Origin of the sequence: Neorhizobium sp. LjRoot104 (genome assembly GCF_964253725.1) — a bacterium.
Lineage (GTDB): Bacteria > Pseudomonadota > Alphaproteobacteria > Rhizobiales > Rhizobiaceae > Neorhizobium.
On the sequence record NZ_CAXURS020000001.1, the window covers coordinates 1303212 to 1316428 of the forward strand.

Annotated in this window: 11 protein-coding genes; 9 read left to right on the forward strand and 2 right to left on the reverse strand. The window is 63.2% G+C overall.

Annotated features, from left to right (window positions below; translation table 11 throughout):
• The first annotated feature begins 38 nt into the window (after positions 1 to 38).
• The gene (locus ACSQ8R_RS06645) at positions 39 to 1553 is read left to right on the forward strand and encodes a helicase HerA domain-containing protein (RefSeq protein WP_436252626.1); all 1515 of its coding nucleotides are present in this window, start codon (positions 39 to 41) and stop codon (positions 1551 to 1553) included.
• Positions 1554 to 1558: 5 nt separating this feature from the next.
• On the opposite strand, the gene ACSQ8R_RS06650 is transcribed toward ACSQ8R_RS06645, so the two are convergent.
• Complete coding sequence (locus tag ACSQ8R_RS06650; RefSeq protein ID WP_436252627.1) at positions 1559 to 1804, reverse strand: DUF982 domain-containing protein; 246 nt, start codon at positions 1802 to 1804, stop codon at positions 1559 to 1561.
• A 299-nt stretch (positions 1805 to 2103) separates the two neighbouring features.
• Between ACSQ8R_RS06650 and rpsD the strand changes: the two genes are divergently transcribed.
• A complete protein-coding gene (gene rpsD / locus ACSQ8R_RS06655) occupies positions 2104 to 2721 on the forward strand; it encodes a 30S ribosomal protein S4 (protein ID WP_007751555.1) in 618 nt (205 codons plus the stop codon).
• A 120-nt stretch (positions 2722 to 2841) separates the two neighbouring features.
• Here rpsD and sthA read toward each other — a convergent pair whose 3' ends face one another.
• On the reverse strand, positions 2842 to 4329 hold the full coding sequence (gene sthA / locus ACSQ8R_RS06660) for a Si-specific NAD(P)(+) transhydrogenase (RefSeq protein ID WP_436252628.1): 1488 nt from the start codon (positions 4327 to 4329) through the stop codon (positions 2842 to 2844).
• Between the two features lie 217 nt (positions 4330 to 4546).
• Between sthA and ACSQ8R_RS06665 the strand changes: the two genes are divergently transcribed.
• The 7 genes from ACSQ8R_RS06665 to ACSQ8R_RS06695 all read left to right on the forward strand — a co-directional run bounded on the left by ACSQ8R_RS06665 (position 4547) and on the right by ACSQ8R_RS06695 (position 13203).
• On the forward strand, positions 4547 to 5287 hold the full coding sequence (locus ACSQ8R_RS06665) for a FadR/GntR family transcriptional regulator (protein ID WP_436252629.1): 741 nt from the start codon (positions 4547 to 4549) through the stop codon (positions 5285 to 5287).
• Positions 5288 to 5379: 92 nt separating this feature from the next.
• On the forward strand, positions 5380 to 6885 hold the full coding sequence (locus ACSQ8R_RS06670; RefSeq protein WP_436255397.1) for an ABC transporter substrate-binding protein: 1506 nt from the start codon (positions 5380 to 5382) through the stop codon (positions 6883 to 6885).
• Positions 6886 to 6970: 85 nt separating this feature from the next.
• Complete coding sequence (locus ACSQ8R_RS06675) at positions 6971 to 7918, forward strand: ABC transporter permease (protein ID WP_436252630.1); 948 nt, start codon at positions 6971 to 6973, stop codon at positions 7916 to 7918.
• Entirely contained in the window at positions 7915 to 8790 is an 876-nt protein-coding gene (locus ACSQ8R_RS06680) for an ABC transporter permease (protein WP_436252631.1), read from the forward strand. The genes ACSQ8R_RS06675 and ACSQ8R_RS06680 overlap by 4 nt, the downstream gene beginning before the upstream one ends.
• 37 nt (positions 8791 to 8827) lie before the next feature.
• Positions 8828 to 10612 carry a gamma-glutamyltransferase family protein gene (locus ACSQ8R_RS06685; protein ID WP_436252632.1) on the forward strand — a complete coding sequence of 595 codons (1785 nt, stop codon included), beginning with the start codon at positions 8828 to 8830 and terminating at the stop codon, positions 10610 to 10612.
• Positions 10613 to 10615: 3 nt separating this feature from the next.
• A complete protein-coding gene (locus ACSQ8R_RS06690; RefSeq protein WP_436252633.1) occupies positions 10616 to 11380 on the forward strand; it encodes a DUF1028 domain-containing protein in 765 nt (254 codons plus the stop codon).
• A gap of 11 nt (positions 11381 to 11391) precedes the next feature.
• Entirely contained in the window at positions 11392 to 13203 is a 1812-nt protein-coding gene (locus ACSQ8R_RS06695) for an ABC transporter ATP-binding protein (RefSeq protein WP_436255398.1), read from the forward strand.
• Positions 13204 to 13217: the final 14 nt, after the last annotated feature.

Here is a 13217-nt window from a genome sequence, read left to right on the forward strand (position 1 = left end):
ACGGTCACCGCGAAGAGACAGCATACGAGGTAAGTGCATTGCAGGTCGGCATCGATATGGGAATTGTGTCCGGGGGCGATCCGGCCAAGCTCGATATCGAGGAGCTGCTGGCGACCCGTCTGCTCGTGCAGGGAAATTCCGGCTCCGGCAAGTCGCATCTCCTGCGCCGGCTGCTCGAACAATCCGCGCCCTGGGTGCAGCAGGTGGTGATCGATCCGGAAGGCGATTTCGTCACGCTGTCTGAAAAATTCGGCCACGTGGTGGTCGATGGCGAGCGGAGCGAGGCGGAGCTTGCCGGCATCGCCAACCGTATCCGCAAGAACCGCGTCTCCTGTGTCCTGACGCTGGAAGGACTCGATCTCGAAGAGCAGATGCGCGCCGCCGCCGCCTTCCTGAACGGCATGTTCGATGCCGACCGTGAATACTGGTATCCGGTCCTGGTCGTGGTCGATGAGGCGCAGATGTTTGCGCCGTCGGTCGGCGGCGATGTCTCGGAAGACGCCAGAAAGCTTTCACTTGGTGCGATGACCAACCTGATGTGCCGTGGCCGCAAGCGCGGGCTTGCCGGCGTCATCGCCACCCAGCGCCTCGCAAAGCTTGCCAAGAACGTCGCGGCGGAAGCCTCGAACTTCCTGATGGGCCGCACCTTCCTCGATATCGACATGGCCCGCGCCGCCGACCTGCTCGGCATGGACCGTCGCCAGGCCGAAATGTTCCGTGACCTGAAGCGCGGTAATTTCGTCGCCCTCGGCCCGGCTTTGTCGCGCCGCCCGCTGCCGATCGTCATCGGCACGGTCGAGACCTCGGCGCGCTCTTCGAGCCCGAAACTGATGCCGCTGCCGGATGCACCCCAGGACGTCGAGGACCTGATCTTCACGCCCGATCCCGAAGAATTCGCCCGGCCGATCGTCCGCCGTGCCCCGCCGGCGCCGCGGCCGACGACCGATATCCTCGCCGAACTGTCGCGCTCCACGCCCGCTGCCATGCCGGCGCCGCAGGAACCGCGCGTCGCCCAACCGGAATTGTCCGCCGAAGAGCGCGAGGAACGGTTGTCCGCCGTGCTGTCGGAAATTCTCGACGATCCGCAATCCGCCTACCGGACGGATTCCGTCCTCTATCAGGATTTTCTTGTCCGCGCCCGGATGCGGCGCCTGCCTGGACCGCCGCTGTCGCTCGGCGAGTTCCGCCGCCGCGTGGCGATAGCGCGCTCGGGTGTCGATGAGGAAACCGCCTCAGGCGAAGCTTGGGCGACGGCGCTGTCGCTGTCATCGGGCGTCTCGGATGACCTCCAGGGCGTATTCCTGCTGATGGCGAAGGCGGCGATCGGCGGGGAACCATGTCCATCGGACGCACGGATTGCCCGTGCCTACGGCACTCATTCGGCGCGTCGCGCCCGCCGCCTGCTCGGTTATTTCGAGGAGCAGGGCCTGGTCGTCGTGCATGCGGACTTTTCCGGCAAGCGCATCGTCGCCTTCCCGGATCTCCAAGCCGAAACCGCCCCTGGCAGCGCCGACGCGCCGGATGAGGGTGAGGCGAGAGCCGCTGCCGAATAGGCGCCTCAGTGGATGTGGAAATGCGCTTCCACCGCCGCGGCGATAAAGGCGCGCCGGGCCTCCGAAGGCTTTGATTTCCCCTTCAACGCCTCGTCGCAGACCTGTTCCGCCAGATGATGCTGGCTGCCGTGATAGGCCGGCCAGAAGCGGTCGAGGACGGTCTTCGCATCGCGTACCGTCTTGACGGTGCGGACCATGCCGGTTTCGGGATTTTCGATCCTGATCGGGCTGCTCCAGAGTTTCGATTTCATGACACACCACCTCCTTTCCATAAGATGGTGCTACCGCCTTGCTCCGTCAAAAAAGCCTGCAGACAGCCTTGCCGAAAGGTTAAGAGCCCGGTGCAGTTGACATTCCTGTGACATCCGCCTAAACACCGCGCCAACGCCGGGCTGACAAGACCCGGTGTTTCACTGACATGTCCCGTGGTTTTCTCCGGACGCTTTCGTGAGAAACCTGTCAGAGCTCTTAAATCAGAGCTCAGAGGAGGGCGTGTTTCCTTGATCCGGCTTGGTAACAAGCTGGTGTAACCTGTTGATAAGGAAATACGATGAGCAAGCGCGAATCGTCCAAATACAAGATCGATCGCCGTATGGGCGAAAACATCTGGGGTCGTCCGAAGTCCCCGGTGAACCGCCGCGAATACGGTCCTGGCCAGCACGGCCAGCGCCGCAAGGGCAAGCTTTCCGACTTCGGCGTGCAGCTGCGCGCCAAGCAGAAGCTCAAGGGCTATTACGGCGACCTGCGCGAAAAGCAGTTCCGCTCCATCTATGACGAAGCCAACCGCCGCAAGGGCGACACTTCGGAGAACCTGATCGGCCTGCTCGAATCGCGCCTCGACGCGATCGTCTACCGCGCCAAGTTCGTACCGACGGTCTTTGCTGCCCGCCAGTTCGTCAACCATGGCCACGTTACCGTCAACGGCGTTCGCGTCAACATCGGTTCCTACCGTTGCAAGGCCGGCGACGTTATCGAAGTCCGTCAGAAGTCGAAGCAGCTCGTCACGGTTCTCGAAGCCGTTTCGCTCGCTGAACGCGACGTTCCGGACTATATCGAAGTCGACCACAACAAGATGGTTGCCACCTTCGCCCGCGTTCCGGGCCTGACGGACGTTCCCTACGCCGTCATCATGGAACCGCAGCTGGTCGTCGAATTCTACTCGCGTTGATGAAATGCCCTTCGGGGCGTTTCCAAGACACAAAAGAAAAGCCGCCTTTCGGGGCGGCTTTTCTCGTTGATCGGACAGGTTGGCCGGAGCTGCCTGCCGCCTCACCTGGAGGCGGCTGCCTCACTTGGAGGCGGCTTTTTTCTTCTCGCTGGCAGGTTCCGTAGTGGTGGCGGTCGTGTCCGTGGACTGGGAGGTTGCGACGGGCGCTTCCTTGGGGCCTTCGCCCATGCGGTTCCAGGCGTCGAGGCCGGCGATCTTGTAGGCTTCGGCGAGCGTCGGGTAATTGAACGTGTTCTCGACGAAGTACTCGACGGTGCCCTTGAGGTTCAGGACGGCCTGGCCGATGTGGACGAGTTCGGTCGCGCCTTCGCCGACGATGTGGACGCCGAGCAGGCGGCGGGTCTTCAGCGAGAAGATCAGCTTCAAGAGGCCGGTATCGAGGCCCATGATGTGACCGCGCGAGGTCTCGCGGAAGCGGGCAATGCCGCATTCGTAGGGAATGCCGCGCTCCTTCATTTCCTCTTCGGTGAGGCCGCAGGTGGAGATTTCCGGCACGGCATAGATGCCGTAGGGGAAATATTTCTGCGGTTCCTTGGCGATCGCGCCGACGGCGACGCGCGCCGCGACGCGGCCCTGTTCCATCGAGGTTGAGGCGAGGCTCGGAAAACCCACGACGTCGCCGGCGGCGTAGATGTTGGGAACGGAGGTCTCGAAGGTTTCCGGATTGACCCTGAGGCGGCCGCGGCTGTCGGCCTCAAGGCCGGCTGCGGCGAGGTTCAGCGTATCGGTAGCACCCATGCGGCCGGCGGCGAACAGTACCATGTCGGTGACGATGCTGCGCCCGCTGTCGACGTGCACCAAAACCTTGCCGTCCGGCAGGCATTCCACCTTGTCCGCCTTCTGGCCGAGCAGCAGCTTCATGTTGCGGTCGCGCAGCTGGTAGGTGAAGTCCTCGACGATTTCCTTGTCGATAAAGTCCAGCATGGTCGATTTCGGATCGATGACGGTGACGGCCGTATCGAGGGCGCTGAAAATCGTCGCATATTCGATGCCGATAACGCCGGCGCCGATGACCACCATCGAGCGGGGGAGCTGTTCGATTTCGAGCAACTCGTCGCTGTCGAGAACCGTCTTGCCGTCGAACGGCATGTAACCGGGGCGGAAAGGTTTGGTCCCGACCGCGAGCAGGATCGACTTGCCCATGACGTGCATGACGTCGCCGTCGTCCTTGGCGATCGCCATCGTGTCGGGCGTGACGAAAGTCGCCTTGCCACGGATGCTCTGCACGCGGTTGCGGGCGAACTGATGTTCGAGCACTTCGACTTCATGATCGAGCGTGATCAGCAGGCGACGACGCAGGTCCTCCGCACTGATCTCCTGCTTGACCCGGTACGCCTTGCCGTAAAACCCGCGTTCGCGCCAGCCGGACAGGTTGAGCGCCGTTTCGCGCAATGTCTTCGACGGGATCGTGCCCGTATGGACGGAAACGCCCCCGACCCTCTTGCCCTGTTCGACGACCAGAACCTTCTTGTCGAGCTTGGCTGCCTGGATGGCCGCGCGGCGACCGGCCGGTCCGCTGCCGACGACGATGAGGTCGTATTGGTTCATGGGATGCTCCGCTCCGAATCTGACGGCTGCCGCGATGCGGCAGCACTCACGAATCCCTTTGTAGCCGCCTATTCTAAAGTTTTGATTGCGGCGCGTCCAAGCCTTGATTTCGGCCTTTATGCATAAATTTTTTGCACTGCAAAAATTGCCGAAAAATTAACTTGACGATGATCGGTAAATGCCGTCCATTTGAACCAATTATAAATTGGTACGCTAAATGGTGCAGGATAACGTGAGCGAGGCTCATGACAATTCGAGCTACGCGCTGGATCGCTTGAGAGAGCTTTTGAGGGCGGGAGAATTCGGTTCCGAGGGCCGCCTGCCGACAGAGCGGGCTTTGACCGATATGCTCGGCATCAGCCGGCGTGCGGTGCGACGCGCACTCGAGGTGCTTGAATCCGAAGGTCTCATCTGGCGCCGCCAGGGCTCGGGCACCTTTATCGGCGAAAGGCCGAGCGAGTGGAGCAACCATGTGGGAGCGATCGTCGCCGGCACGGACTTCATGGAGATCATGGAAGTCCGTTTGAGGATCGAACCGCAACTCGCCCAGCTGGCGGCGATGCGGGCCAAGCCGGCGGATATCGCCAAGATGCACGAGATCGCCTTGAAGATCATCGAGAGCAGCGATGCCGACGCCCGCGAGTTGTGGGACGGGACGTTGCACCGGCTGATTGCCCAGAGTGCCGGCAACCAGCTTTTCCTGTCGATCTTCGACGTCATCAATCGCGTCCGCCAGGACGAGGCATGGCAGGCGATCCGCGAGCGCGCCCGCTCGAGCGGCAACGCGGTCAACATCTCCTTCGCTCAGCACCAGACCATCATCGACGCGATCGCCGCCCGGGATCCGGTGCGGGCGGGGGAGGCGATGCGCGAACACCTGCTGATGCTCCAGGAGCGGCTGATCCGGGCAACATCCCTCGGCTCCATGGAGCCGGGGCCGCTGAGCCAGGTAAGCTGAACGGCCGTCGCGCGGCCGTCCCCACCAGAAGCCGGAAAACCGGCCAAGACTAAAAACAGGAACCTGAAAACAAGAGAGGAATGTTCATCATGATGCGACTTACCAAGCTTACGACCGCATTGCTGGCCGGCGCGCTTTTCGCCTTTCCGGCGCTTGCGGTCGATTTGCGCATCGGCCTGCAGGACGATGCCGACGTTCTCGATCCGGCCCAGTCCCGCACCTTTGTCGGACGTATCGTCTATACCGCCCTGTGCGACAAGCTGGTCGACGTTTCGCCCGACCTCAAGATCGTTCCGCAGCTCGCCACCGAGTGGAAATGGTCCGCCGACGGCAAGGAACTGACGATGAAGCTCCGCGAGGGCGTCAAGTTCCATGACGACACCCCGCTCGACGCCGCAGCCGTCGTCGCCACCATCGAACGCAACATGACCCTGCCGGAATCTCGCCGCAAGAGCGAGCTGACCTCCGTCGCAAAGGTGGAAGCGACCGGCCCCCTCGAAGTCAAGTTCACGCTGAAGTCCCCGGACGTGACGCTGCTCGCCCAGCTTTCCGACCGCGCCGGCATGATCGTATCGCCGACCGCCGCCAAGGCGCTCGGCGCCAATTTCGGCTCCAAGCCGGTCTGCGCCGGCCCGTTCAAGTTCGTCGAGCGAGTCCAGCAGGACCGTATCGTGCTCGAAAAATTCAAGGATTACTGGAACAAGGACAAGATCTTCGTCGACAAGGTCACCTACCTGCCGATCCCGGATACAACCGTCCGCCTCGCCAACCTGCGTTCCGGCGACCTCGACTTCATCGAACGCCTGGCGCCGACCGACGTCGCAGCCGTCAAGGGCGACTCGAGCCTGAAATACGACGCGACCGTCAACATCGGTTACATGGCCCTCTACGCCAACGTCGGCAACGGTCCGCGCGCCGACAACCCGTTCGGCAAGGACAAGCGCCTGCGCCAGGCCTTCTCGCTGGCGATCGACCGCGATGCGATGAACCAGATCGTCTACGAAGGCACGGCCGTCGGCGGCAACCAGCCGTTCCCGCCAAACAGCCCGTGGTTCAACAAGGCAATCCCGGTTCCGGCCCGCGACGTCGCCAAGGCCAAGGCTCTCATCAAGGCCGCCGGTTTCGACCGCGTCCCGGTCGAGCTGCAGATCCCGAACAACCCGGTCGCCCAGCAGATGATGCAGATCCTTCAGTCGATGGTCGCCGAAGCCGGCTTCGACGTCAGCCTGAAGTCGACTGAGTTCGCCACCCTGCTCGAGGAGCAGACCCGCGGTAACTTCCAGCTCAGCCGCTCCGACTGGTCCGGCCGCGTCGATCCTGACGGCAATATCCATCAGTTCATCACCTGCAAGGGCGGCATCAACGACGTGAAATACTGCAACCCGGACGTCGACAAGCTGCTCAACGAAGCACGCGCCTCGACCGACGATGCGGTCCGCAAGCAGAAATACGATGCCGCTTCCGTGATCCTCAACGAAGACCTGCCGGTCATCTATCTCGGCCATCAGTCGTGGATCTGGGCTTACAAGAAGAGCGTCACAGGGTTCGTGCCCAGTCCTGACGGCATGATCCGCCTGCAAGGCGTCAAGAAGGGTTAAGCCTCCCGTGCCGCATGGGAGTGGACCCATGCGGCACTTTTCCCGCATCAATTTGTAGCAACACTGCTCAACGGGGGACGGCGTCATGCCTGTCTACATCGGAAAGCGTCTGCTGGTCGCCATCCCGACCTTGCTGATCATCTCCATCTTTGTCTTCTCACTGCAGAAACTGCTCCCCGGAGATCCGATCCTGGCGATGGCCGGCGAGGAGCGCGACCCTGCGGTCATCGAGTTCCTGCGCGACAAGTACCGGCTGAACGATCCGGTCGTGGTGCAATATTTCTACTGGCTTGGCGGCGTGTTGACCGGCGACTTCGGCATTTCGCTGCGTACCAACCAGCCGGTCCTGGAACTGATCCTCCAGAAGCTGCCGGTGACGATCCAGCTTGCGGTCATGGCGATGTTCTTCGCCATGCTGATCGGCATACCGATCGGCATCCTGGCGGCGGTCAAGAAGAACACCTTCATTGACTACATCGCCAACGTGCTGGCGCTGACCGGCCTGTCGATCCCGAACTTCTGGCTCGGCATCATGCTGATCCTGCTGATCTCGGTGCAGCTCGGCTGGCTGCCGGCCTCCGGTTACGAGTCGATCTTCGTCGATCCGGTCCGCTCGCTGCAGACCATGATCATGCCCGCCTTCGTGCTTGGCAATGCGCTGGCGGCGACGCTGATGCGCCATACCCGCTCGGCGATGATCGGCGTGCTCAGCGCCGACTATATCCGCACCGCCCGCGCCAAGGGGCTGTCTCCGCGCGAAGTCGTGCTCAGCCACAGTTTCCGCAATGCGCTTCTGCCCGTCGTGACGCTGTCGGCGCTGCTGTTCGGCGAACTGCTGGCCGGCGCCGTGCTGACAGAACAGATCTTCACCATTCCGGGCTTCGGCAAGCTCATCGTCGATGCCGTCTTCAACCGCGACTATGCGGTGGTGCAGGGTGTCGTGCTGTGCACGGCCGTCGGCTTCATCCTGATGAACCTGATTGCCGACGTGCTTTATGTCCTCCTCAATCCGCGTCTGAGGGCCACCCTATGACCACGATCGATCAAGCGCCGCCCGTGGCGGCGGTGAAGCGCGAAAAGAGCCGCGCCTGGCGCAAGATGAAGAAGAACCGGAGCGCGCTTGTCGGCGCCGTCATCGTGCTGTTCTTCACCATCCTGGCGGTGAGCGCGCCGATCCTGCCGATCATCGATCCGGTCGCCACGAGCTGGACCGCGATCCGCAAGGCGCCCTCGGCCATGTATTGGCTGGGCACAGACGATCTCGGCCGCGATATCCTGTCCCGCATGATCTGGGGCGCCCAGGCGTCGCTGATGGCCGGGGTGTTCTCGGTCGTCATCGCAGTCGGCATTGGCGTGCCTTTCGGCCTCATCTCCGGTTATTTCGGCGGCTGGGTGGACATGGTGATCTCGCGGATCACCGAGGCGCTGCTCGCCATGCCCTTCCTGATCATGGCGATCGCGCTTGCCGCCTTCCTCGGCCCGAGCCTGATGAACGCGATGATCGCCATCGGCCTTTCCGCCATGCCGATCTTCGTGCGGCTGACCCGCGGCCAGGTTCTGGCGGTCAAGACTGAGGACTATGTCGAGGGCGCGCGTGCAGTCGGCCTGAACCACTTTGAAATCATGGTCCGTTACATCCTGCCGAACGTTTTCGCACCGATCATCGTCCAGGCGACGCTGACGATCGCAACCGCGATCATCGCCGAGGCGAGCCTTTCCTTCCTTGGCCTCGGCCAGCAGCCGCCGGCCCCTTCCTGGGGCTCGATGCTGAACGTTGCCAAGAATTTTTTGAGCCAGGCGCCCTGGATGGCGATGTGGCCCGGCGCTGCGATCTTCCTCGTCGTCATCGGTTTCAATCTTCTCGGCGATGGCCTGCGCGACGCGCTGGATCCCCGGGAAGCATGATGGCCGCGCGAAGCATGATCTGAAAGGAATGATACCCATGACCGAATTCACCACACGGCCGGAAATCCTCGGAACCTTCGGGGTCGTCACCTCCACGCACTGGATCGCGTCTGCCGTCGGCATGGCCATCCTCGAAAAGGGCGGCAATGCCTTCGACGCGGCCGTCGCAACCGGGTTCGTGCTGCAGATCGTCGAGCCGCACCTCTGCGGCCCGGGCGGCGATATGCCGGCCATCTTCTATTCGAAGAAAAAGGACAAGGTCGAAGTCATCTGCGCCCAGGGACCGGCGCCGGCCGGCGCGACGATCGAGCACTACACGTCGGAAGGCCTGAAGCTGATCCCGGGCGACGGGCTGCTGGCGACCGTCATTCCCGGCGCCTTCGACGGCTGGATGCTGATGCTGCGCGACTACGGCACGATGAGTGTGCGCGACGTGCTCGAGCCGGCGATCTATTATGCCGAGCATGGCCACCCGATGCTTGCGCGCGTTTCCGCCACCATCAAGGGGCTGGCGAGCTTCTTCGAGAGCGAGTGGCCGACCTCCTACGCAACCTGGTTGCCGGGCGGCGCGGCTCCCGAGGCGCTGAGCAATTTCAAGAACCCGGTTCTCGCCGATACCTGGAAGCGCCTCATCGCCGAAGCCGAAGCGAAGACCGGCCGCGAGAACCAGATCGAGGCCGCCCGCGACGCCTTCTACCGCGGTTTCGTCGCCGAGGCGATCGACCGTTATGTCTCGACAACCGAGGTCATGGATGCGAGCGGCGCCCGCCACAAGGGTGTGCTGACCGCCGACGACATGGCCAACTGGCATGCGACTGTCGAGGCGCCGCAGACCTACGACTATCACGACTGGACCGTCGCCAAGACGCCGGCCTGGGGGCAGGGGCCGGTGCTTCTCCAATCGCTGGCGCTGCTGAAGGGCTTTGATCTCTCGGCGATGGATCCGGCCGGTCCTGATTTCGTGCATGTCGTCGTGGAAGCCATGAAGCTCGCCTTCGCCGACCGCGAAGTCTATTACGGCGACCCGGATTTCGCGCAGATCCCGACCGAATACCTGTTGTCGGAAGGCTATAATGCCGAGCGCCGCAAGCTGATCGGCGGGCAGGCCTCGCTCGAACTGCGGCCGGGCCGGGTGCCTGGCTACGACCACCAGTTCGACCTCACCATGGGCATGCTGGCGGAAGTCAGCGGCAAGGGCGCGGTCTATGAGCCGACCATGTCCCACCTCACCGAAAAGCGCGGCGACACGGTGCATATCGACGTCATCGACCGCTGGGGCAATATGGTCTCGACCACGCCGTCCGGCGGCTGGCTGCAGTCCTCGCCGATCGTGCCCGGCCTCGGTTTCGCGCTGAACTCCCGTGCCCAGATGTTCTGGCTGAAGCCCGGCCTGCCGACCTCGCTCGAACCGGGCAAGCGGCCGCGCACGACGCTCACCCCGTCGCTGGCGCTGCACCAGGGTCGTCCGACGCTGGTATTCGGCACGCCCGGTGGCGACCAGCAGGACCAGTGGCAGCTGCCGTTTTTCCTGCGCTACGTCCACCACAAGCCGAACCTGCAGGCGGCGATCGACATGCCGCTGTTCCACACGACGCATTTCCCCGGCTCCTTCTATCCGCGTACCAGCCAGCCGGGAAACATCATGGTGGAGAGCAATATCGGTGCCGACGTGCTCGCCGAGCTGCGCAGCCGCGGCCATCAGATCACGGTGGCCGATCCTTGGAGTGTCGGCCGTTTGACCGCCGCGCGCCGCGATGCGGACGGCTTGATGCGGGCAGCCGCAACGCCGCGCCTGATGCAGGCCTATGCGGTGGGGAGATAAGCCATGACCTGGTCGATCGTCGCACGCGATCCGGAAACGGGTCATTTCGGAATTTCCGTCGCCAGCCGCTTCTTCGCGGTCGGCGCTGCGGTGCCGCATATCAAGGGCAGGGTGGGCGCCATCGCAACCCAGGCCTTCGTCAGCCCCCTCTACGGCACGGATGGCTTGAAACTGCTCGAAGAGGGCAAGTCGCCGGAGGAAATCATCGAGGTGCTGACGGCGCGCGATGACGGCCGTCGCCAGCGCCAGTTTCATCTGATCGACGCCAATGGCCGCAATGCCGCCTATACCGGCGAAATCTGCGTCGACTGGGCCGGCCATCTGATCGACGGCAACGTCTCGGTCGCCGGCAACATGCTGGCCGGCCCGCAGGTGATCGCCGAGACACTGCGGGTCTACAAGCAAAAGGTGGCCGAGGGCGCACCGCTCGCCGAACGCCTGCTCGCCGCCATGGATGCCGGCGAGGCGGCGGGCGGCGACAAGCGCGGCAGGCAGTCCGCGGCACTCGTTCTCTATCGCGACCAGGATTATCCCTGGCTGCGCATCAATGCCGACGACCACACCGATCCGCTCGGCGAACTGCGCCGGCTCTATGCGGTGGCGCAGGAGCGTTTCCTGCATGTCGCCGAAACCATGCCGACCCGCGAAAACCCGCACGGCATGATCGACCGCCGGGTCATCGACCAGAAGATCGCCGAGCTGGAAGCCGCCCGCGAGGCGGAAGGCCGCGCCTCGGCCTCCTTTGCCACCCCGTGGAAACCCCAATGACGGAAGCCCTGATGACCGAGACACCTGTTCTTTCCGTCAGGAACCTGACGACATCCTTCCTGGTCGATGGCGAATGGAAAAGCGTCGTCCGCGACGTCTCCTTCGACGTGCGTCAGGGCGAAACGGTGGCGATCGTCGGTGAAAGTGGCTCAGGCAAGAGCGTCACGTCGCTGTCGATCATGCGCCTGCTCGCCGCGAACACCAGCAGGATCGAGGGCAGCATCATGCTCTCTGGCAAGGACCTTCTCTCGATCTCTGAAAAAGAGATGCGCGGCGTGCGCGGTAACGACGCTTCGATGATCTTTCAGGAGCCGATGACCTCGCTCAACCCGATCTTCACGATCGGGCGGCAGATCTCGGAAGTGCTGACCCGCCACAAGGGACTGACGAGAGCGCAAGCGCGTGCCGAAACCGTGCGGCTGCTTGAAAAAGTCCGCATTCCGAATGCCGGGGCACGTTTCGACGATTATCCCCACCAGTTCTCCGGCGGGATGCGCCAGCGCGTCATGATCGCGATGGCGCTCGCATCGAAGCCGAAGCTTCTGATCGCCGACGAACCGACCACCGCACTTGATGTCACCATCCAGGGACAGATCTTAGACCTGATCAAGATTCTGCAGGAAGAGGAGGGCATGTCGGTGCTCTTCATCACCCATGACATGGGCGTGGTTGCCGAAATCGCCGACCGCACCATCGTCATGTATCGCGGCGAAGCGGTCGAAAGCGGCCCGACCGAGGAAATCTTCCACCGCGGCAAACATCCCTATACCCGTGCGCTGCTCTCCGCCGTGCCGCGGCTCGGCTCGATGCAGGATCGCAAATGGCCGACCCGTTTCCCGGTCGTCGATATCACCACCGGCGAAGCTGCCGAGCCCAAGGAAGTCGCCGGTACCGTCGATACCCGCAGGACCCCGGTTCTGGCGGTGAGGAACCTCGTTACCCGCTTCGCGGTCCGCTCCGGCCTCTTCGCGACGCAGACGGGGGCGGTCCACGCGGTCGAGAACGTTTCCTTCGATCTGTTTCAGGGCGAGACCTTGTCACTGGTGGGTGAATCCGGCTGCGGCAAGTCGACGACCGGCCGCTCGATCATGCGGCTGATCGAGCCGACCGGCGGCGACGTGGCGCTCGACGGTTACGATGTCCTGCGCCTCGATCAGACCGGCCTGCGCAACATGCGCAAGACCATCCAGATGATCTTCCAGGATCCGTTCTCGTCGCTCAACCCACGCATGACGGTCGGCGCCGCGATCTCCGAACCCTTCGTCAAGCACAAGCTCGGCAACGCGAAGGAAGCGAAAGAGAAGACCGCCGACCTCCTGCGCAAGGTCGGCCTGTCGCCCGACATGGCTGGCCGCTATCCGCACGAGTTCTCCGGTGGCCAGCGACAGCGCATCGCCATCGCCCGCGCCCTGTCGCTCGATCCCAAGGTGATCGTCGCTGACGAAAGCGTCTCGGCGCTCGACGTGTCGATCAAGACGCAGGTCTGCAACCTGCTGCTGGACCTGCAGCAGAGCCTCAATCTGGCTTTCCTGTTCATCAGCCATGACATGGCGGTCGTCGAGCGGGTCAGCCACCGGGTGGCGGTCATGTATCTCGGCGAGATCGTCGAGATCGGCCCCCGGGCATCTGTCTTCGACAACCCGCAGCATCCCTATACGAAAAAGCTGATGGCCGCCGTGCCGGTGCCGGATCCGGCCCGCCGCGGCATCCGCCGGGGCATTTCCAACGACGAGTTGAAGAGCCCGGTCCGCCCGATGGGTTTCCAGCCGCCGGCGCGCCAGTATCGCGAGGTTTCGCAAGGCCATATGGTGCAGGTGGTATGAGGGCAGGGTTTGGC

Coding starts and splice junctions, on each gene's coding strand:
- ACSQ8R_RS06650 (WP_436252627.1), bottom strand. CDS start 1,804: ATGAAATCGAAACTCTGGAGCAGCCCGATCAGGATCGAAAATCCCGAA.
- rpsD (WP_007751555.1), top strand. CDS start 2,104: ATGAGCAAGCGCGAATCGTCCAAATACAAGATCGATCGCCGTATGGGC.
- sthA (WP_436252628.1), bottom strand. CDS start 4,329: ATGAACCAATACGACCTCATCGTCGTCGGCAGCGGACCGGCCGGTCGC.
- ACSQ8R_RS06665 (WP_436252629.1), top strand. CDS start 4,547: ATGGTGCAGGATAACGTGAGCGAGGCTCATGACAATTCGAGCTACGCG.
- ACSQ8R_RS06670 (WP_436255397.1), top strand. CDS start 5,380: ATGCGACTTACCAAGCTTACGACCGCATTGCTGGCCGGCGCGCTTTTC.
- ACSQ8R_RS06675 (WP_436252630.1), top strand. CDS start 6,971: ATGCCTGTCTACATCGGAAAGCGTCTGCTGGTCGCCATCCCGACCTTG.
- ACSQ8R_RS06680 (WP_436252631.1), top strand. CDS start 7,915: ATGACCACGATCGATCAAGCGCCGCCCGTGGCGGCGGTGAAGCGCGAA.
- ACSQ8R_RS06685 (WP_436252632.1), top strand. CDS start 8,828: ATGACCGAATTCACCACACGGCCGGAAATCCTCGGAACCTTCGGGGTC.
- ACSQ8R_RS06690 (WP_436252633.1), top strand. CDS start 10,616: ATGACCTGGTCGATCGTCGCACGCGATCCGGAAACGGGTCATTTCGGA.
- ACSQ8R_RS06695 (WP_436255398.1), top strand. CDS start 11,392: ATGACCGAGACACCTGTTCTTTCCGTCAGGAACCTGACGACATCCTTC.